The organism is Salipiger sp. (assembly GCF_059781815.1).
Genome location: NZ_JBYNAH010000090.1, coordinates 1 through 18,513 on the forward strand (window position 1 = coordinate 1; position 18,513 = coordinate 18,513).

18 protein-coding genes are annotated in these 18,513 nt (G+C 67.7%); 4 read left to right on the forward strand and 14 right to left on the reverse strand.

The genetic code is table 11. The features are described from left to right. Positions 1 to 104 precede the first annotated feature (104 nt). From AC6RA4_RS12155 to AC6RA4_RS12165, 3 genes are all read left to right on the forward strand, one after another. A complete protein-coding gene (locus tag AC6RA4_RS12155; protein WP_500160622.1) occupies positions 105 to 1,676 on the forward strand; it encodes a sensor histidine kinase in 1,572 nt (523 codons plus the stop codon). A gap of 9 nt (positions 1,677 to 1,685) precedes the next feature. Further along, on the forward strand, positions 1,686 to 2,366 hold the full coding sequence (locus AC6RA4_RS12160) for a response regulator transcription factor (protein WP_500160624.1): 681 nt from the start codon (positions 1,686 to 1,688) through the stop codon (positions 2,364 to 2,366). Between the two features lie 75 nt (positions 2,367 to 2,441). Further along, positions 2,442 to 2,915, forward strand: a complete 474-nt coding sequence (locus AC6RA4_RS12165; protein WP_222604498.1) for an acyl-CoA thioesterase — start codon at positions 2,442 to 2,444, stop codon at positions 2,913 to 2,915. Positions 2,916 to 3,363: 448 nt separating this feature from the next. Here AC6RA4_RS12165 and AC6RA4_RS12170 read toward each other — a convergent pair whose 3' ends face one another. Beyond that, complete coding sequence (locus tag AC6RA4_RS12170) at positions 3,364 to 4,368, reverse strand: quinoprotein relay system zinc metallohydrolase 2 (RefSeq protein ID WP_500160627.1); 1,005 nt, start codon at positions 4,366 to 4,368, stop codon at positions 3,364 to 3,366. Between the two features lie 123 nt (positions 4,369 to 4,491). On the opposite strand from AC6RA4_RS12170, the gene AC6RA4_RS12175 reads away from it, so the two are divergent. Continuing rightward, positions 4,492 to 5,304: a quinoprotein dehydrogenase-associated SoxYZ-like carrier gene (locus AC6RA4_RS12175; RefSeq protein WP_500160629.1), complete on the forward strand. Its 813-nt coding sequence runs from the start codon at positions 4,492 to 4,494 to the stop codon at positions 5,302 to 5,304. Here AC6RA4_RS12175 and AC6RA4_RS12180 read toward each other — a convergent pair. From AC6RA4_RS12180 to pqqE, 13 genes are all read right to left on the reverse strand, one after another. After that, a complete protein-coding gene (locus tag AC6RA4_RS12180; RefSeq protein ID WP_500160631.1) occupies positions 5,301 to 5,816 on the reverse strand; it encodes an RES family NAD+ phosphorylase in 516 nt (171 codons plus the stop codon). The two genes, AC6RA4_RS12175 and AC6RA4_RS12180, sit on opposite strands and share 4 nt — an antisense overlap. Before the next feature lie 13 nt (positions 5,817 to 5,829). Beyond that, positions 5,830 to 6,180: an antitoxin Xre/MbcA/ParS toxin-binding domain-containing protein gene (locus tag AC6RA4_RS12185; protein WP_500160633.1), complete on the reverse strand. Its 351-nt coding sequence runs from the start codon at positions 6,178 to 6,180 to the stop codon at positions 5,830 to 5,832. Between the two features lie 65 nt (positions 6,181 to 6,245). Next, positions 6,246 to 6,605, reverse strand: a complete 360-nt coding sequence (locus AC6RA4_RS12190) for a hypothetical protein (RefSeq protein ID WP_500160635.1) — start codon at positions 6,603 to 6,605, stop codon at positions 6,246 to 6,248. Further along, positions 6,602 to 7,294, reverse strand: a complete 693-nt coding sequence (locus AC6RA4_RS12195; RefSeq protein WP_500160637.1) for a hypothetical protein — start codon at positions 7,292 to 7,294, stop codon at positions 6,602 to 6,604. The genes AC6RA4_RS12190 and AC6RA4_RS12195 overlap by 4 nt, the downstream gene beginning before the upstream one ends. Positions 7,295 to 7,470: 176 nt before the next feature. Continuing rightward, positions 7,471 to 9,708 (reverse strand): hybrid sensor histidine kinase/response regulator, encoded by a 2,238-nt coding sequence (locus AC6RA4_RS12200; protein WP_500160639.1) that lies wholly within the window; start codon positions 9,706 to 9,708, stop codon positions 7,471 to 7,473. Then, positions 9,705 to 10,862: an FIST N-terminal domain-containing protein gene (locus AC6RA4_RS12205; protein WP_500160640.1), complete on the reverse strand. Its 1,158-nt coding sequence runs from the start codon at positions 10,860 to 10,862 to the stop codon at positions 9,705 to 9,707. The genes AC6RA4_RS12200 and AC6RA4_RS12205 overlap by 4 nt, the downstream gene beginning before the upstream one ends. A 3-nt stretch (positions 10,863 to 10,865) precedes the next feature. Continuing rightward, positions 10,866 to 11,591: a LuxR C-terminal-related transcriptional regulator gene (locus tag AC6RA4_RS12210; protein ID WP_500160642.1), complete on the reverse strand. Its 726-nt coding sequence runs from the start codon at positions 11,589 to 11,591 to the stop codon at positions 10,866 to 10,868. Between the two features lie 116 nt (positions 11,592 to 11,707). After that, a complete protein-coding gene (gene gfa, locus AC6RA4_RS12215; protein WP_500160644.1) occupies positions 11,708 to 12,334 on the reverse strand; it encodes an S-(hydroxymethyl)glutathione synthase in 627 nt (208 codons plus the stop codon). Between the two features lie 247 nt (positions 12,335 to 12,581). Continuing rightward, positions 12,582 to 13,247, reverse strand: coding sequence for a DUF58 domain-containing protein (locus tag AC6RA4_RS12220; RefSeq protein ID WP_500160646.1), 666 nt, complete (start codon positions 13,245 to 13,247; stop codon positions 12,582 to 12,584). Positions 13,248 to 13,778: 531 nt separating this feature from the next. Then, entirely contained in the window at positions 13,779 to 14,936 is a 1,158-nt protein-coding gene (gene repC, locus AC6RA4_RS12225) for a plasmid replication protein RepC (protein ID WP_500160648.1), read from the reverse strand. A gap of 182 nt (positions 14,937 to 15,118) precedes the next feature. Beyond that, the gene (gene repB, locus AC6RA4_RS12230) at positions 15,119 to 16,099 is read right to left on the reverse strand and encodes a plasmid partitioning protein RepB (protein ID WP_500160650.1); all 981 of its coding nucleotides are present in this window, start codon (positions 16,097 to 16,099) and stop codon (positions 15,119 to 15,121) included. Then, positions 16,099 to 17,274, reverse strand: coding sequence for a plasmid partitioning protein RepA (gene repA, locus AC6RA4_RS12235; RefSeq protein ID WP_222604484.1), 1,176 nt, complete (start codon positions 17,272 to 17,274; stop codon positions 16,099 to 16,101). The genes repB and repA overlap by 1 nt, the downstream gene beginning before the upstream one ends. A 389-nt stretch (positions 17,275 to 17,663) precedes the next feature. Next, a partial coding sequence (gene pqqE / locus AC6RA4_RS12240; protein ID WP_500160652.1) for a pyrroloquinoline quinone biosynthesis protein PqqE occupies positions 17,664 to 18,513 on the reverse strand: 850 nt, incomplete at its 5' end.

Genomic DNA, 18,513 nt, shown 5'->3' on the forward strand with positions numbered 1-18,513 from the left:
GTGTCAGCCATGCTGCGGCGCAGCATGTGGCGGAGATTTCCGCACTCGTTTGCATCATCTGCACACAAGTTAGGCATTTCTGAAAGGTAAACGAAGTTGACCAAATGACGCAGCTCCTGTCTCTCAAAGCCCGGCTCGGCCTTGCCGCGGGGCTGCTGACGCTTGCGACGCTGCTCACGGCGGCGATGGTGGTTCTGGGCATGGCGCGGGTCTCCGACCGGCTCGACAGCGCGCTCGCCGCCGAGCGGCGGCTCGAGGATTACGCCGCGCTCTCGACCCAGGTCTCGACCTTCATCGTCGTCGCCGCCGAGGTCATCCAGCGCGGCCAGCCGCCCGAGATCCGCGCCGAGCGCACCGACACCATCGCCGCCACCCTGCGCCAGACCTTTGCCCGGCTGCGAGCCGGGCTCGACGCCGAGGTCGCCAGCGCCGAGCGCCTCGGGCTCGATGCCCAGACCCGCCGCGCCACGCTGTCGCTCTCCATCGCCCGCATGGAAGCCCGCTTTGCGCAGGCTCATGACGGGCTGATCTCGGCAACAGACGACCGCGACCGCCTGCGCGCCTATCTCGACACCTTCGCTTCCGGCTTCGAGCCCCTGCTCGCCGAGGCGGTGAACGAGGAAAAGCGCCTCCGCCGCGAGATCCTCACCGGCATCGATACGCTGCGCCAGCGCCTGACCACGGCGGCGCTGGTCATGGGGGTGGCGGCGCTGCTGCTTTGCGCCGGGGTCTATTTCGGCCTCGTGCGCCCGCAATTCCGCCGGCTCGACGCGCTGCGCGCAGCGGCGCAGCGCATCCGCGGCGAGGATTTCGCCATCCGCCTGCCCGACGACCGGCGCGACGAGATCGGCGAACTCTACGCCGAGACCAACCGCATGGCCGAGGCGCTCGCCGCCCGCGCCGAGACCGTGGCGCAGGACCGCGCCCGGCTGAACCAGATCATCGAGGAGCGCACCGAGGCGCTGCGCGCCGCCAACACAAGGCTCGAGCGCACCGACGAGGACCGCCGCCGCTTCTTCGCCGACATCTCCCACGAGCTGCGCACGCCGCTGACCGTGATCCTGATGGAGGCGCAGCTCGGCCGGCATGGCGCGCCCGACCCGCAATCCGCCTTCGCCACCATTGAGACGCGCGCCACCCGGCTCAACCGGCGCATCGACGACCTGCTGCGCATTGCCCGCTCCGAGACCGGCCAGCTCGGGCTCGACACAGCGCCGGTGGATCTCGGCGCGCTCTTGCAGGACGCCATCGCCGAGACCGCCGCCGAGCTCTCGAACGCCGGCATGACGCTCGACGCCCCCGCGTCCCCCGAGGTCACCGTGCTGGGCGACCGCAACTGGCTGCGGCAGGTGATCGTCGGGCTGATCCGCAACGCTATCCGCCACGCCCGCAGTGGCGGCGCCCTGCGGCTCGAGATCACTCCTGACGGCACGGTTTCGGTGATCGACGACGGCCCCGGCATTGATCCGCAGGATCAGGCCCGCATCTTCGACCGCTTCGCGCAAGGCGGGGGTGGCAATGCGCAGGGCTTCGGGCTTGGCCTCGCGCTGGCGCGCTGGGTGGTCGAGCAGCAGGGCGGCAGCATCTCGGTGACCAGCCCCCTGCCCCGCGAGACGGCCCTCGGCGAGGCACCCGGGACAAAAATCTCGGTTCGCCTTCCGCCCGCCAGCGCGTAGGCTGCCGCCATGACCGGAGACGCGCCCCTTCTGGTGGTCGATGACGACCCCGAGATCTGCTCCGCGCTGGCGCGCGGGCTGGGGCTGCACGGCTACGCGGTTGAGACCCGCAACCGCGCCGACACCGCCCTGCCGGAGCTGACCGGGCAGCGCTACGTCGCCGCCGTGGTCGATGTCATGCTCGGCGCCGACAGCGGCATCGAGCTGGTGCGTGCCGCGCGCGCCGGCGGCGCGCAGCTGCCCATCGTCATGCTCTCGGCGCTGTCGGAGGTCGAACACCGCGCCGCCGGGCTCGAGGCCGGCGCGGATGATTACGTGGTCAAGCCGTTCTCTTTCGACGAGCTGGTCGCCCGGCTCAAGGTGCAGGAGCGCCGCGTCGCGGCGCTGCGGCCCTCCCCCGCCCGGCTGCGCGCGCAGGATCAGAGCCTCGCCACCGAGACCCGCTCGGAGCACCTGACCGAGCGCGAGTTCGCGCTGCTGGCGCTGCTGGCCGAGCATGCCGGCACCCCCCTGCCCCGCGGCGAGATCTTCGATGCGCTCTGGGCCGGGGAGTCGAGCTCGGAGAACGTCGTCGACGTCTATATCGGCTACCTGCGCAAGAAGCTCAAACCTGCCTCCGATTTCGGCTTCGAGATCACCACCGTGCGCAATCGCGGCTTCTGTCTCGAGGGGGTCGCCCCCACCCGCTGACCCGGCGGCAGTTTGGTCTTGCGCGCTCGCGCGTGTTTGGCGCAAACACCTGGGATGCAAGGACAGGAGCGCGTGATGGACCCGAGGCAGCTTGAGATGACCGTTCTGATGACGCCGGACATGGCGAATTTCAGCGGCAAGGTGCATGGTGGCGCGCTTCTGAACCTTCTCGACCGGGTGGCGTTTTCCTGCGCCTCGCGCTTCTCGGGGCGCTACGCGGTGACGCTTTCGGTGGATCAGGTGACCTTCAAGCAGCCGATCAACGTGGGCGAGCTGGTGACCTTCCGCGCCGCGGTGAACCATGTCGGCCGCACCTCGATGGAGGTGGGCATAAGGGTCGAGGCCGAGGACATCCGCAAGGGCACGCGGCGCCACACCAACTCGTGCTATTTCACCATGGTGGCGGTCGATGACGACGGCAAACCCGCCGAGGTGCCGGAGCTGAAGATCCTCACCGAGACCGAGGAAAAGCGCAACCGCGCCGCCGAGGTCCGCCGCCAGCTGCGCCGGCAGTTCTCGAAGGAGCTGCAGAAGGCCTCGGAGGGCTGAAGGGGGGGCCGGGCTTCGGGAGAGGCCTGTCTTCTCGCTCGCTTCGCCGCCTCCCGCCCAAGCACTGCACCATCGTTCCGCGCTGTGCCACATGTGCCTTCGGGGCCCCAGTCTACCGCTTAACGGCACAGATTTGGTCCGGCGCGTTTGAGCTAGGCTCATACGCAAGGCCCTCGACAGCGCCGCGCCATCGCCGGCCCGCGGGGTGGCGATCCAGCGCTACGAACCTCTCGATTTATCCCTGCCAAGTCCGAAGGACCTCACAACGAAGCGCCCAGCCCAACCAAATCGCCAGCCCGGGGGGCGGGCCGGCGATGGCGCGGCGCCCTGCGGGCTTGATTCCGCGCTTGGGCTCCATTCGAGCCTTCGGAAGGCAGGCTCAGCGAGCACGGCATCGTTCACCTCCCAACGTTACCGGTCGAACGATTGCCGCGTTTACTTTGCCCCCCTACTCCCACTCCAGCTCCGTATAGGCCACCGTCGCATTGCGCGCGTTGAACGCCTCGAAAAGCGCCCACGCCCCGGCCTCGCTCGCCCCGATCTCCTGCACCGCCTCCCCCAGCCGCAACCCGGCGTCGATCGCCGCCCGCGCATCGCGCGCCAGCACGTCGAGATAGCCCAGCACCGGCGCCCCGCCCTCGGGCCAGTCGAGCACCGGCCCGCCATGGCCGGGCACCAGCCGCGCCACCTCGAGCCCGTGCATCTCCGACAGCACCGCCTGCCAGCCCCGCAAACTGCCGTCGAGCGCCGGCACGTGCCGGTCAAACACCAGATCGCCGGCAAAGAGCGTTCCCGTTTCGCGGTCAAAAACCGTCAGATCGCTGCTGCTATGCGCCGTCTGCCACGCCCTCAGCTCCAGCACCCGCCCGCCGAGATCAATCAGCGTCGCATCCTCGACCCCGCGCGTCACCTCCGGCGCCTCGGTACCAAGAAACAGCGGCAGGCCGATCTCGCGTTCGAAGCTTTCCAGATAGTTGCCCTGCCGCTCCGCCAAGGCCCGCGCCAGCCCCGCATGGCCCACCACCTCGGCGCCCGCGAAAACGCTTGCCCCCAGCACGTGGTCGGGATGTACATGGGTCAGGATCACGTGGCTCACCGGCAGCTCCGTGCGCGCCCGGATCGCCCGCCACAGCGCCTCGCCGATCCACGCCGCCGAACCGCTGTCGATCACCGCCACCGCCTCGCCGCCGATGATGAAGCCGAGGTTCGACACGCCGCCGCCATTGCCCGTATCCGGCGCCTCGATCCGCCTCTCGTGCACGAAGACCCCCGGCGCCACCTCTTCGACCGCCAGCGCCCCGCCCGCCGCCTGGCAGACCGCACCCTCCACCGCGCGCGCCGCAAGCGCCGCCTCGCAGCCCTCCAGCGTCTCTGCCTCATAGCCCGGCACCAGCGCCGCGCGGCAGGGCTCGCCCGCCAGCGCCGCACAGATCATCACAACCGCTTCGAACATCGCGACCTCCTCGCCGCAGCCTCGCGCCACACACAGGCGTGATCCACACCGACGATGCGCTCGGTACCGCGAGTCGCCGATCTGTGGCATGATCACAGAATATCCCATGCGAGGAGGAGAAGCATGGACCGCAACACCCTCTCCGCCGCCCTTCTGGCGGCAGCTCTGGCCTGTCCGGCGCTCGCCGCCGACACCCAGAACCCGCTGACCGACAGCCCCACCTGGGAGAGCCTGCGGGGCGACGTCATCGGCGAGGCGCAGATCGCTCCCGCCGAAGGGCTCTTCACCATCGAGGCGCCCTACCGCGCCGAGGACGCGGCCACCGTGCCGATCCACATCGTGCAGACCGATCCCTCGATGCGCATCGAGACCGCCACCGTGGTGATCGATGAGAACCCCGCCCCGGTCGCCGGGGAGTTCACCTTCTCGCCCGCCATGGCGCCGCTCGATTTCGAGATGCGGGTGCGGGTGAACCAGTATTCCAACGTCCGCGTCATCGCCGGCACCCCCGAGGGGCTGCGCATGGACGGACGCTTCGTGAAGGCCTCGGGCGGCTGCTCGGCCCCGGCCACCAAGGATCCCGAGGTGGCGCTCGCCAACATGGGCCAGATGAAACTGCGGCTCTTCGGCGAGGCGGACACGCCCGCCATGTCGGTGCCGCGACGCGAGGCGCAGATCCAGATCCGCCACCCGAACTATTCCGGCCTGCAGCGCGACCAGATCACCCAGCTCTTCATCCCGGCGCATTTCATCGACCATCTCGAGGTCTGGCAGGGCGAGGAGATGCTGTTCTCGATGGATGGCGGCATCTCGATCAGCGAGAACCCGGTGTTCCGCTTCACCTATGACGACAACGGCGCACCGGCGCTCACCGTCCGGGCCAGCGACACCGACGGCAACGCCTTCGAGACCGAACTGCCGAAGCTGGAGGGCTAGAGCGGCGGCGCCGGCGGATGACGCAGGCGGTTCTGATCGTCCACCAGCCGGAGCCGGTGGGGTAGCGCGTCGCCCCAGCGCCAAAGAACGGTGTTGCGCGCCTGCGGCTTGGCGCCGGGCGCAAAGCTCGGCACCACCATGCCGCAGAACCCGGCCTCGATCAGCCGCTCGGCCAGCGCCTGCGTCGGCGCCTGCCCCTCCTCCGCCTGCCGGGTGGCCCAGTCGCGGATCGCCAGATCCGCCGGCGCGACGCCAAACGCCTCCAGCGCCGCCGCATCGCAGCCGTCGAAGAGCGGCTCCAGATCCGCCTCCATCGCGACCAGCGTCACCGGCGCAAACATCCCCGCCTGCTGCACCTCGTTGAGCGCGGTCTCGACGCTGTCCGCGAGGTAGAGCGCCGCCCGGCCGGGCCGGTTGAAGCGCCCGCCAAACTGCTTCGCCCCGTCGCCCGACAGCGGCCGGTAGGCCCAGTAGGGCGACAGCGCGCGATAGAGCGTGCCAGAGAAATGCATCAGGCGAAGTGCATCAGGCGAAGACGCCCGCGTCCAATCTGTCGAGATAGAGATGCACCCGGTCCGCATGGCCATCGCGCACCAGCTGCATCGCCGTGGCCTCGCCAAAGCCCGCAAGCGGCGTCGAGCGGTACCAGGCATAGGCCAGCAGGTCCGAGCCGAAACGCGGCGCCACGCGGTTGAGGATCTCGACCATCTCGCGCAGCCGCTTCTGGGTGCGCGGCGTGCCGACCCGGTTGGCGCGGGTCAGCGCGTCCCGGCCCAGACCGGCGGTCTGGGCGATCTCGTCCACGGTGGTGCGCAGGCTCTGCGCCATCAGCCGCGGCGCAAAGAGGCCGTGATCGGAAACACCCTGAAGATCCATGTTCTGCCACCCAATCTGACGCGTCTTCCGTCAATATGGGTGGCATTTCCCAAAATCACAAGGGCTCAGAAGAAACACACCACCTCGGCCTCGGCCTGCGCACGGCGCAGATCAACCACCAGAGTGTTGGCGGCGACGGCGCTGTTGAACACCGCCATGCGCTCGCCCCCGGTGAGCCGCATCGACAGCACCGTTTCCGCCTCGACGTATTTCTCGTAAGGCAGGATCGCCGCGATCTCGTCGATCGAGCAGGCGCATTGCCGCAGCACCTGCCGGCTCTGCCCGTTCGAGGCCATGCAGCCAAATACGTAATCCGCCCGCGCCTCGGTGGGGTAGTCGTTGAGCCGCTCGGCCACGCCCTGCGCCGCAGCCCAGCCCGGCGCCATCAGCGCCAGCCCCGAGGCCAGCAGCAGCGCCCGGATCATTGCCCCGCCACCTGCTCGAAGCGCAGCGCCGAGACATAGCCCTCCTCGGTCCCTTCCGCCCCCGGCGCCTCGGCCACAAGGCTCAGGTACCACCCCGGGACCTCGTCGGACATGGTCACCCGCAGCTCGAGATCGCCGAAGCCCATCATCTTTGCGCGATTGGGGTCGTTCTCGAAGGGCCGCAGCGTCACGGTCTTGGTGGCGACCGTCGCACCGCCGAACGCCGCCTCGCCGATCTCGATCTCGGCCGGGCGCACCAGCGCCTCCTTGACCCGGTTGCGGATGTAATAGGGCGAGCCGCCGGCGGTCTCGGCCATGTCGCGGATCACGCTCTCGTAGAAATACATGATCATCGGATTGCCGACGCTGGCGGGGAAGCTGCCGAGATTGCGGTGCTTGCCGTCCTGCCGGAACTCCAGCGTCGCCAGCACCGCCTCGCCCTCGTCGAAGGACAGCGCGATGGCACCGCTGTCGCGCTCCGCCGCCTCCGGCTTCGCGGCGTTGCGCACGTCGCGGATGTAGGTCAGCACCGCGTCGCGGCTTACCGTGTCGAGCGTGCCCTCCCGGAACAGCAGCTCATAGGTCTGCTCCGCCGCCGTCGTCGCCGCCCCTCCGGGCACCGCGAAGCAGGCCAGTGCCGCGATCAGGGCCACTCTCGGGGCCACTCCTGAGACCAGTGTCTTGCGCATGATGTGAATCCTCCCGCGCCCCATGCTATTCCCCCTGCCCCCCCTGTCATTGCCGACTTTTGTCGGTGCCGCGCTTGCGTGCCGCCCCGCACCACGCCCTGTCCTTCTTCTGGCCGAAAATATCCCGGGGGGTCCGGGGGGCTGGCCCACCGGCGCGTCCGCCAGAAACAAGCACCTCACTCGGCAGCATCCTCCGGCGCCTGCCAGCGCACCTTCCACTCGATGAGCGGGCGCAGGCGCGACAGCTGCACCGGCTTTGTGAGCACCGAGAACCCCTCCCGCGCGCCGCGCTTCAGAAGCTCGTTGCTGCGGTCGGCGGTGATCATGATCGCCGGCACCTGCACGCCGCACTCGGCCCGCACCGCGGCAATCGCGCGGTCGCCGGTTTCGCCATCGTCGAGCTGGTAATCGGCGAGGAGGATATCGGGCGGAATGCCCATGTCGCGCACATGGGTCAGCGCCTCTGCCGCCGAGCGCGCGGCGAAGACGCTCGCGCCCCATTGCTCGAGCTTGTTGGTGAAGGCGTAGAGCACATCCGGATCGTTCTCGATCACCAGGATGAGGTAGTCCATCTCGGCCTCGACCACCGCCGGCGTCTGGTTGCAGCCCTCCTGCGGCGCCGCCGGGCGGCCCGCGGCGGCCTCCATCTCGACCGAGAAGACCGAGCCGATGCCCGGCTTCGAGCGCACCCGAACCTTGTGGCCGAGATGGCGGCAGGTGCGGTCGACGATCGACAGGCCCAGCCCCACCCCCGAGCCCAGCGGCACGTTGTCGGCGCGGGCGAACTCCTCGAAGATGCGCTTCTGGTCCTTGCGGCAGATGCCGATACCGGTGTCCCAGACCTGCAGCTCCACCGCCCCGCCCTTGCGGCGGCAACCGACCAGCACCCGCCCGCCCTCGGGGGTGTATTGCAGCGCGTTGACCACGAGGTTCTGGATCGAGCGCAGCAGGTAGACCGGGTCCGAGCGCACGAAGACCATGCTCGGCACCACGTCGAGCTGCACCCCCTTGCGTTGCGCCACCGGGGTCTGATCCTCCCAGACGCTGCGCATCAGCGTGCCGAGGCACACGTCCGAGGGCGTCAGCGAGCGGTCCGCCGATTCAAGCCGCGAGATGTCGAGCAGCGAATGCAGCAGCTGCTCGATCGACGAGAACGAGCCGTCGAGCCGCTCGACCATCGGCGCGAAGCGGGTCTCGGCGGCGCTGTCCTTCAGCGTCGCGATCAGCAGCTTGGCGGCGTTGATCGGCTGCAGCAGGTCGTGGCTCGCGGCGGCGAGGAAGCGGGTCTTCGACGAGACCGCCGCCTCGGCGCGCTCCTTGGCGACGCGCAGCTCCTCCTCGACCCGCGCCATCTCGGCGAATTGCTGGCGCAGCTGGGCGTTGGCGTGGGTCAGTTCCGTGGTACGCTCGGCCACCCGGTTCTCGAGCATCACCGTGGCGCGGGTCTCGAGCGTCACGTCCTTGAGCTCGAGCAGCACGCCGCCATCGGGCAGCCGGTGGGCGTGCAGGTCGAGCATCCGCCCCGTGGCGTGGCGCACCCGGCGGCGCAGCCGCCCCTGCCGCTCGAGCCGGTCGAGCCAGTAGCCGATATCGAAATCCTCGGCCTCGGTGATCAGCGCATTCTGGGCGACGAAGTCGAGCATCCGGTGCAGGTCGGAGCCCTGCTGAAGCATGGTGTAGGGCAGCCCCAGCAGCTGGCGGAACTGCTGGTTGTACATCATCACCTCGCCCTGCGGCGAGAAGGTGCAGACCCCCGAGGTCATGTTCTCGAACACCGCCTGAAGGTAATCGGCCTGACGGTCGATCAGGCTTTCCTTCTCCGAGCGGTTGCGGCGCACGATGGTGGTGATCTCGGTGAGCAGCAGCACCATGTTCTCGGCGCTCGTGCGCTGCAGGTTGATCTGGTACCAGCGGTCGCCCACCAGCTCGATCACCAACGACACCACCGAGGCCCCCACCCTGCCCCGCCGGGCCTGCGCCAGCGCGGCGTCGAAATTGCCCTCCACGGTGACGAGGTACAGGCTGTCGGACATGGCGGCGAAACAGGCGTCGATTTCCAGCCCCGGCTGCAGCCGCTCCGAGATGTCGGGCAGCAGCGCCTGGAAGATCTCGTTGCAGACCTCGAGCCGCCCTGCGGTGAACAGCGCCACGCCGCCCTCCATCGCCGCCAGCGCGTCGGCGAGGTTCTTGCGCATGCGCTGGGTGTCGTCGCGGGCGTGGCGCAGCTCGTCGGTGGTGCGCTCGAGATCGCGGGTCTTGGCCCAGATCTGCCCCTGCAGCGCGATGGCCGACTGGAACGCCCCATAGGCCGAGCTGCCGACCTCGTGCTGACGGTTGGCACGGCGCATCAGTGCGTCGATGATCTTGGCCTGCCGGGAGACCTGGATGTCGAGCGGCTCGTCCGGGTCGATCATGCGAAGGCGCGCCTCCCCGGCTCGAAGAAGGCCACGCCCACGAAGGTCTGGTTCACATGCACCCCGCAATGCTGCTCGCCATAGGTGTTGAAGCCCAGCACCCGGCGGCGACGGAAGATCTCGCTCACCGGGGCGGTGAGCTGCTTCTGCTCAATCTCGAGCTTGCGCAGCACGCAGTCGAAGCCGAGCACGAAATCCGGCGCCGCATCCCGCGGGCCCTTCACGTCGAGTTCGGCCTCCAGCGTCTCGATGATCTCCTTGCCGCGGCCCAGCGTCAGGATCAGCCCGTCATCGATGGCCCCGAGAAAGGACAGCGCATGGGCCCCGGGCGCGCCATGCACCGCGCGCACGTGGTAGTTCATGTTCTGCCGCACCAGCATCGGGTTCTCGGCGAAAACCTCTGGCGAGAGCTGCTCCACCGGACAGCCGACGATGCGGGCATATTCCAGCGCCGCCGGCGCGCCGTTGATCTCGAGCACCAGCCGCTCGTCGGGCAGCGCGTCGGTCACCACCATCTGCTGATCGGTGGGCAGGAAATGGTCAAAGCCCAGCCCCTGGAACGCAAGGTCGGTCTCGAGCAGCAGCAGCAGCGCGGCGTTGGTGCGGAACCGGCCCTCATGCAGCACGAAGGTTTCCTTGAAGGCGAGGCTGTCTCCCGCCGAGCCGCCGAACACCGGCACCTCGCCAAGCGCCGCCTCGAGCGTCGCGACCAGCAGGTCTTCCTGCTTCGACAGACCATCGGCAAAGATCAGCGCCAGCCGGTTCCAGCCGGCGGTGCGGCGGAAACGGGCGGCATGGGTGCGGACCTCGCCGGCAATCGATTTCATCGACATCGGCTTCAGCGGCTCGATCAGCATCGAGGCGCAGCGGAAATGCTCGCGCGGGAAGGCCAGCAGCAGCAGCGCCTCGGTCTCGTAGCCCTCGGTGGTGATCGTGCCAGCCGTCGTGCAGCCGAAGACCGGCACCCCCCCTGCCCCGGCCTCGAGCGCGTTCGCCACCGTCTCGAGCGAGAGCCCGTCCGGCACGAAGGCAAGAAGAAAGCAGGTCTCGGACAGGTCGATCCCGGCCAGAGCCTCGCTCACCGCCGCCTGCGCGGCGGTGCCGCGCGACACGGCGACCTGAACGAAGCGCGGCGGCGTCTGGTCGTCGCGCATCTCCTAGCGGCTCAGGAAGGCCTGCGCGTCGGCCTCGCCGGCGCCGATGGCGGTGGCCGGCGCCGAGTTCTCGACCAGCACCGCCGCCTGGGTGCGGTTCTGCACCCCGAGCCGGCGCAGCAGCGCGGTGATATGCGCCTTCACCGTGGCCTCGGCCAGCGATAGCTCGTAGGCGATTTGCTTGTTGGGTTTGCCGGCGCAGATCAGCTTCATGATGCGCTGCTGCTGCGGCGTGAGTTCCGCGAGCTTGGGGTGCAGCGCCTCGAAGGGCACCTCGCTCGCGGTGCTCGATGCGCTGCTCTGGTAGCCCGGATGCACATAGGTCGCGCCGCCCGCGATCTCGCGCAGGGCCTGGCGCAGCATCGGCGCGGGGGCGTCCTTGGGCAGGAAGCCCGCGGCGCCCTCCTCCATCAGCGCCTGCACCACCTGCGCCGAGGTCAGCGACGAGATCACCAGCACCGGCACATCCGGCAGCGCCTCGCGCAGCTTCTGGAAGCCCGAGATGCCGCAGACATCCGGCAGCTTGAGGTCGAACATCACTAGGTCGGGCGAGACGCCGTCTTCGACCAGCGCCAACGCCGCGCCGAGGGTCTGGGCCTTGGCCATCTGGCAGTCGGGAAAGACCAGCTGGATCGCCGCCGCCAGAGCATCGCTGTAGAGCGGATGGTCGTCCACGATCACGACGGATCGCACGGCACCCGGCGAACGGGCCTCGGTAATGTCTTTCATCGAAATCTCCTCCCGAGCCGGAGGTTAGCGCATGACTTTTCGTTCGCGCAATGATGTTGTCCGTGCCCGGCCGGTGCGGCGGGTTTCCGCAGGCCGGGCACGCGTGTCAGCCGTCTCTATTTGAGCGCGCCGCTCTGCTTGGCGACATGGGTGGCGATGGCATCCATCAGCGGCGGCGACAAGCAATCATAGGGCTCGAGCCCCAGCTCGCGCAGCCGGCCGCGGATCTCGTCCATGCGCGACGGATCGACGCCGGATTCGATGATCGAGGAGACGAAGGCGGCAAACTCTGCCGGCGACCAACCCGATTGCGGCGACAGCTCGGTATGGACGAAATCGAGCCCGTGGAACGGGTGCCCGGTGTTCTCGATGCGGCCATACATGTGCACGCCGCAGCCCTTGCAGGCATGGCGCTGGATCGCGGCCGAGGCATCGACGATCTCGAGCTTCTCCTCATGCGCGGTGACCTTGAGCTTGTCACGCCCAACCACCGCGACCTGGCTGAAGATCGCCCCGGCCGGCTTCCAGCACTTGGTGCAGCCGCAAACATGGTTGTGCGCCGTCTGCGCCTCGACCGTCACCACGACCTGATCGCTGGGGCATTTGCATTTCAGCGTCCCGCCGGAAAAGCCGGGGGTCGCGGGCTTCACCCCGTCGTCGACCGACGGGTGAATCTTCACGTGCGAATATTTCGGCGCGGCGCCGTCCCCGTCGCCGCCAAAGATCTTATCGAGAATTCCCATCTGTTGTTTTCTCCTCCCACGCGGGCGCCGCCTCCATACGACGCCCTGCCGGGAGGGTGCGCCCGGTCCGAGATTCGGACAATGCAACCATTCGTATCGGGCCGAAGTCGGAAAACCCGCGATTTCCGGCTCGCTCGCCGCGTTTTGCAGAAAAATCTGCGCCTGATCGGTCAAATAGGATCGGCACTTCGCGTTACGCCGGTCGAATCGGAAACTTCCGGCGCCAGCACCCGCAACTTTTGCCCGATCAGCGCAGTTGCGACCAGTCAGAGCGCAGAACCCGCCCCATCGCGTCCGGTGGAAGGCAGGCATCGAGCGACAGAGCGCTTGCCCCGGGCACCTCCGGTGGCTTGTGCGCATCCTGCGCCTCACCGGTAAAGGACAGGTCTGTGATCCGAAGCAGCCGCAGCGCGTGAGTGTGGGTAAGCATCTCCAACCGGCGCGACAACGCCGCCCCGGGGGTCTCGAAGCCCGAGGCGATGACAAGCTCGCCATCGGTTGTCAGCCGGTCGAGCGCGACGAGGCTGCGGTCGAGCGGCGGATCGTCGAGGCATCCGGCCATGGCATTCGCCGCCGCCATGTCATGTGCCCGCACCAGCCCCGAGACGACATCGCGCATCGCTTCGGCCCCGCCCGCCGGCGGCACCAGCACCGGCGCGCCCGAGCCAATCGCCAGGAGACCCACCTGCCCGCCTGCCTCGACCACGCGCCAGCCGATCAGCACCAGCGCCTCCGCCGCGGCGACGGAGCGGAACGCCCGGATCAGGCCGCGAAGCATCGAAGGCCGGAAATCCGCGACCAGCATGGTCTCGGCGGTGGTCCAGCTCTGGCCGCTGCTCAGCGCGGTGTCGCGCAGTGCAAGGAGATCGCGGCAGCGAAGCGTCGCGCCGGGAACGTCCAGCGCGGCGGTCATCGGGCGCGGCTCTTGATCTGGGAATGAGGCTTTGAAGCAGGGCTCGTCATCGCTCTCGGGACCGTCCGTGGCTCGTCTCTGGGCATCCAGTCTAGCGAAACGGCAGATTTGCCGGAACACAGCCAAGGGTCGCAACGGATTGTCAGCCGTTTCAGAGGGTTGTCAGGGCTCGATTTATCTAACCGACTGAAAACATGTGTTTTTCAGAATTGTCAGCTGACAATTTCCGGATTCCGAGCCGTTTTCCGGTGTTTTCGCGGCATTTCGCCTGAAATTGTCGATCCGGAGCCCATCGCGCGGATGGCTAAGCGCTATGGCACTGCATTGAATAGGACCTCTACAGCGCCACGCTGGTGCGTCAGATATGCCGGTCCCACGCGCTCCTGGCAAGCCTACCGTTCGGGTGCGAAGGGCCGCGCACTGAATTGGTCACAGACCTGCATCAGCGGTAAGCACCGATCCCTTGCTTCGATGCTCTCGCGCGGAACCCCGATCCCGCGCGCCCGTCGGCCAGGACATCCCGACACGCTCTCACGCGGTTGCGGTGACATGCTCGCCGGCGCGACGACCGGCCGACGCCAGCATCGCGCTCACCGAGAAGCTGCCCTTCCGCGCCACCTGTGTCAGCCGTCTGAGATAGGCTCCCGGCTTGCGGATCTCGCTGGCGCGCTCAAGCAGGCAGAGCACCGTCGCAGCAGCGCGCTCCTCGCCCATGATGCGCTGCGCCTCGTGCAGCACTGGCGGGTCAATCCCGAGCATCGGTGCCAGCCTTTGCGAGATCGCAACCAGATCATGCCAGCCTCGCGGCCTGTCCGGGAAGAACGCCTGATACTCGCGGCAGGCCTCGGTGATCATCGGAACGGTGATCGCAGCCACCTTCTCTGCAGATCCGGACGGCTCCGTTGCCGCGGGGTCAGAGGTCTTCGCGGACTCAGAGTCAGAAATAGATTTATCTGTTTCCTGTATGTGCCGCTCATTTTGGGCGACGCTGGCGCTCATTTTGGTTGTTTCGGTCATGGGCGCGGGCTTGGGCGCGACCGGTTCCGGGGCAGGGAGCGCGGCCTCGAGCCGGGCCAGGAGCTCGGCAAGCTCCTGCTCGGAGGCCCGGCGGCGCAGGGTCAGGCGCGCGGCGTCGATCAGCACGTCCGGAGCGCCGGCCTCGGTCAGGCGATGGCGCAGCATCCCGAGACGGGCGCGCAGCACCGCGATCCGTTCGCGCTGTGCCGTGACGCTCGCTGCGGCAGAGGCCAGCGCCTCGGCATGGCGGGCGAGGGGGGAGAGGTCGAAGCCGAAGGCGATGCCGATCACCCCGGACTGGCCGCGGGCATAGCGCTTGCGGTTGGGGCTGTCGTGGCGGCTGACAATGCCGGTCTCGACCAGCTTCGACAGGTGACGGCGCAGCGTGCTCTCGGGCATTCCCGAAAGCCGCTCGGAAAGCACCCGGTTCGACGGGAAGACGATGGCGCTCTCGGGAGCGTCGGGCAGTTCGCGCTCCGGCCAGAAGGTCAGCAGCGCCTTCAGGACCGACAGCGTGCGGTGGCCCAGCCCGAAGGCCTCGGCGCCGGTGGTCAGGTCGCGCAACAGGGCCCATTTGTCGGGCATAAGGGTAGTGTGCCGTTGCGAGGCTTCCGATGACGGCAGACAAGCCGAGACCGGTCGCCCGAACGGGGGTCGGGACGTGTTTTCCATGTGACATTTCACGAAAGACAACAATTCTCCGCCCCTGCACCGAGATGCATGGTTGACAGAGTCCGGGTCTGGCGGCTAACTCAAAGTGCTACGTTCGAGAAGGGCCTTCCGGGATCAATCCTGGGGGGCTTTTCTTTTTGTCGCCTGTCCTCTCGTGCCTCCTTATTCTTCTTCCACTGCTCTCAGTCCTCCGACCGGGTGCTTTGCCAGCGGTCGTGAAGCTCTTTCATGATCTCGTCCGCCTGCCCGTCGAGCCAGCGGTCGAAGCCGTTGGCGGTCTTGGCAGGAATCGTCAGGGTCAGCCCGCGCGCGGTGCTGCGGATCTCGGCCAGCGGCGCGCCATCGACACTGCGCAGGGTGCGCGGACGCGGGGCAGGGGCCTTGGCCGGGGTCGCCGTCTTGCGCTGTGCGGCGCCGAAGACCTCCTCGAAGCGGGCGTCCGAATCCAGCGCCTCGAAGCCGGGAAGCCCCATCGCCGTCTCGACACGGTCGCGCGCAGCGTCGTCCTCGAGCAGCTTGGCGAGGCTCATCCAGCGATCGCGCCCGATGCCCGGAGCCGAGCCGATGCGGCGCAGGAAGGGCAGCGAAAACGCCGTGCCGACCTTGAGCATCCGGCTGACCATCGGCAGGTCGATCGACAATGCCGCGGCGATTGTCTGCCGGTCATAGCCGCCATCCTGCAGCTGCGCCGCAAAGCTCGCCTTTTCGACGAAGCTCAGATCCTGCCGCGAGGTGTTTTCCTGGCCCTGGGCCATCACCAGCGCGTGGTCGTCGAGCTGGCGCACCATCGCCTTGACCTTGAGCCCGAGGTCGCGCAGCGCCCGCAGGCGGCGGCGGCCATAGACGATCTCGAACCGTCCGGCGCTCTTGGGGTGGGGTCGCAAAAGCACCGGAACCTGCTGACCATAGGTCTGCAGGCTCTCTTTCAGCTGATTTTGGGCCTCGTCGTTGATCCCGAGCCGGTCTTCATAGCCGGCATCGTCGATCAGCGCGGGCTCGACCTCCTGCACCGCGTTTTCCTGCAGCTTGGTGAGCGAGGATTGCAGCGCTCCGACCGCTCCGCGGGGCATCATTCGAGCCTCTGCCGCCGTTTTTCTGTCTGTCGGTGCCGATCCGCCGCCCAGCGGCGTGATGCGTGGTTCGAGAATTCCCTTGCGTGCCATCAGCGTCCCCATGCTTTTTGAATGAGAGACTCAATCTCGTCATTGACCTGATTCAGTGAATCCACCGCACGGTCATAGGTGTTGCGGTGAAACTGGCTACGGTCGACCTCGTAGACGGTCTGCTGGGTGAGACCCGCATCGGAGATCGCCGTGGACTTCAGCATGGCATTGACCATGACCTCTTCGCCGAAGAGCTGGCGCAGGAAGGCCACGACCTGCTGCTGCGGGCCGTCATTGGGCTCGTACCGGTTGATCATGAAGCGCAGGAAGTCGAACTCCATGCTAGCGCCGGCATTCGACACCACGTCGAGGAGATCGGCACTCATCTGCAGGAATTGCGACATCGAGGCGATGTCGAGCATGTTCGGCACGATGGTGATCAGCACGCCGGTCGAGGCGCAGAGCGCCGACATGGTGAGATAGCCGAGCTGCGGCGGGCAATCGAAGATGATCACGTCGTAATTCGCCTCGACCTCCTGCAGCGCCGCGGCCATGCGGGCGAAGAAGGCGGGCTGGACGTTGGTCATCAGCGCCTGCGGGGTCTCGTGCTCGAATTCTTGCAGGATCAGCCCGCCGGGGGCCAGGTCGATGCCGGTGAAGAAGGTCGGCTGGATGATCTGGCTCAGCGGCAGCGGATCGTCGTAGCGGATCGCGTCGTAGATCGTGCCCGACTCGAGGAAATCATACTCCGGCCGGTAGCCGAACAGGGTCGTGAGCGAGGCCTGCGGGTCGATATCGACGCAGAGGACGCGATAGCCCTTGAGCGCGAGGCGCTGCGCGGTGTGGATCGAAGAGGTGGTCTTGCCCGAGCCGCCCTTGAAGTTGAGGAAGGACAGAACCTGCACCTTGTCGCCCTCGCGGCGGCCGCGCAGATAGGTGCCCTTGGTCTTCGCGGTGCTGTCGAGCACCTTGCGGATTTCCAGCACATCCGCGGCGGAATAGTGTCTTCTTCCGCCCGGCGTGGTATGGACCTCGGGGATGCGGTTGTCGAAATGCAGCTTGCGCAGGAAGCTGGCGGAGATGCCGAGCAGTTCGGCCGCTTCTCCGGCGGAGAAACGCCTCAGTTCCTTGCGCGCGTCGGGGGCGAAGACCTTCAGCATGTGGTCTTCCAGCGCCTGAGTCAGTGCCTCGGCGTTCTCCCGTACACGGGCGTTGATATGAATGGTATCCGCCACGTCTGCCCTCATTTTCGGTAACGCTGTTTTTCGTCAGCGCTTTTATTACCGTTTCTTTACGCAAGAGAGGGGCAGGTTGTCCACAGTTTCCTGCGGTTGCGTTGCAGGGCAGGGCACCGCCCGATCCTTTCGCAGTTCAGGTGCCATGTCCATTACCGTGGATAAATCTCTGAAAAATATCGAAATTTTTTAACTTCGCGCCGCAAGTAACGGAAAAGGCGATGTTTTTCGCAGTTGCTTCCGAACAACGCCTTTGCCGGCGGATTCGGCCGCACGTCGGGTCGTTTGTCCGTGTCGGCGGCAGGGCAGGGGGGCGCGATTCTGGGCCGGATCCGAGCCGACACAGTGCCTGACCCGGCCCGATTCACGCCGGAAGTCATGGGATTGCGCTATTCGGCGGGTTCGGGCGCCTTGCCGGGGGCGGCGCGGTAGATCAGCGCCGCGTCCTCCGCCGCCGCATGGGCGTCGGCGCGGGCCTGCAGGTCGACATGGTGGGGCGACTTGATGCAGACCGGATCGGTGGCGGCGGGATCGCCTGCGAGCGCCATCGCCTGGCAGCGGCAGCCGCCGAAATCCACGGTCTTGCGCTTGCAGGAGGAACAGGGCTCCGGCATCCAGTCGGTGCCGCGATAGGCGTTGAAGGCGCTGCCCTCGTACCAGATCTCCGAGAGCGGCCGGTCACGGACGCTGTCGAAGCTGAGATGCGGGATGGTCTGCGCCGCGTGGCAGGGCAGCACCTGCCCGTCGGGCGCGACATTGAGCCCGGTCGAGCCCCAGCCGCCCATGCAGCGCTTGGGATAGTCGGAATGGTAATCCGCCGGCACATAGTCGATCACCAGCGTGCCCTTGAGCCGCAGCCGTGCCTCCTGGACGATCCGCGTCGCCTCGGCGGCCTGCTCGCGCGTGGGCATCAGCGCGTCGCGGTTCTTCAGCGCCCAGCCGTGGAACTGCACCGTGGCGACCTCGATGCGCCGCGCCCCCATCTCGACCGCCATCTCAAGCGCCCGCGGCAGCTGATGCAGGTTGCGCCGGTGCAGCACCGCGTTGAGCGTCAGCGGGAAGCCGATCGCGCCGATCCATTCTGCGACCTGCATCTTGCGTTTGAAGCCGCCCTTGTAGCCGCCGATCTCGTCGGCCATCTCGGGGGTCGTGCCCTGTAGCGAGAGCTGGACGTGGTCGAGCCCGGCGGCGTCGAGCGCCTTGAGGCGGCGCTCGGTCAGGCCGATGCCGGAGGTGATC

What these genes read in the sequence shown, in the direction of transcription:
- AC6RA4_RS12210 (WP_500160642.1), bottom strand. Translation starts at nt 11,591, where the DNA reads ATGAAAGACATTACCGAGGCCCGTTCGCCGGGTGCCGTGCGATCCGTC.
- AC6RA4_RS12170 (WP_500160627.1), bottom strand. Translation starts at nt 4,368, where the DNA reads ATGTTCGAAGCGGTTGTGATGATCTGTGCGGCGCTGGCGGGCGAGCCC.
- AC6RA4_RS12190 (WP_500160635.1), bottom strand. Translation starts at nt 6,605, where the DNA reads ATGATCCGGGCGCTGCTGCTGGCCTCGGGGCTGGCGCTGATGGCGCCG.
- AC6RA4_RS12180 (WP_500160631.1), bottom strand. Translation starts at nt 5,816, where the DNA reads ATGCATTTCTCTGGCACGCTCTATCGCGCGCTGTCGCCCTACTGGGCC.
- AC6RA4_RS12185 (WP_500160633.1), bottom strand. Translation starts at nt 6,180, where the DNA reads ATGGATCTTCAGGGTGTTTCCGATCACGGCCTCTTTGCGCCGCGGCTG.
- AC6RA4_RS12175 (WP_500160629.1), top strand. Translation starts at nt 4,492, where the DNA reads ATGGACCGCAACACCCTCTCCGCCGCCCTTCTGGCGGCAGCTCTGGCC.
- AC6RA4_RS12165 (WP_222604498.1), top strand. Translation starts at nt 2,442, where the DNA reads ATGGACCCGAGGCAGCTTGAGATGACCGTTCTGATGACGCCGGACATG.
- repB (WP_500160650.1), bottom strand. Translation starts at nt 16,099, where the DNA reads ATGGCACGCAAGGGAATTCTCGAACCACGCATCACGCCGCTGGGCGGC.
- AC6RA4_RS12205 (WP_500160640.1), bottom strand. Translation starts at nt 10,862, where the DNA reads ATGCGCGACGACCAGACGCCGCCGCGCTTCGTTCAGGTCGCCGTGTCG.
- AC6RA4_RS12195 (WP_500160637.1), bottom strand. Translation starts at nt 7,294, where the DNA reads ATGCGCAAGACACTGGTCTCAGGAGTGGCCCCGAGAGTGGCCCTGATC.
- repC (WP_500160648.1), bottom strand. Translation starts at nt 14,936, where the DNA reads ATGGAAAACACGTCCCGACCCCCGTTCGGGCGACCGGTCTCGGCTTGT.
- AC6RA4_RS12155 (WP_500160622.1), top strand. Translation starts at nt 105, where the DNA reads ATGACGCAGCTCCTGTCTCTCAAAGCCCGGCTCGGCCTTGCCGCGGGG.
- gfa (WP_500160644.1), bottom strand. Translation starts at nt 12,334, where the DNA reads ATGGGAATTCTCGATAAGATCTTTGGCGGCGACGGGGACGGCGCCGCG.
- AC6RA4_RS12200 (WP_500160639.1), bottom strand. Translation starts at nt 9,708, where the DNA reads ATGATCGACCCGGACGAGCCGCTCGACATCCAGGTCTCCCGGCAGGCC.
- AC6RA4_RS12220 (WP_500160646.1), bottom strand. Translation starts at nt 13,247, where the DNA reads ATGACCGCCGCGCTGGACGTTCCCGGCGCGACGCTTCGCTGCCGCGAT.
- AC6RA4_RS12160 (WP_500160624.1), top strand. Translation starts at nt 1,686, where the DNA reads ATGACCGGAGACGCGCCCCTTCTGGTGGTCGATGACGACCCCGAGATC.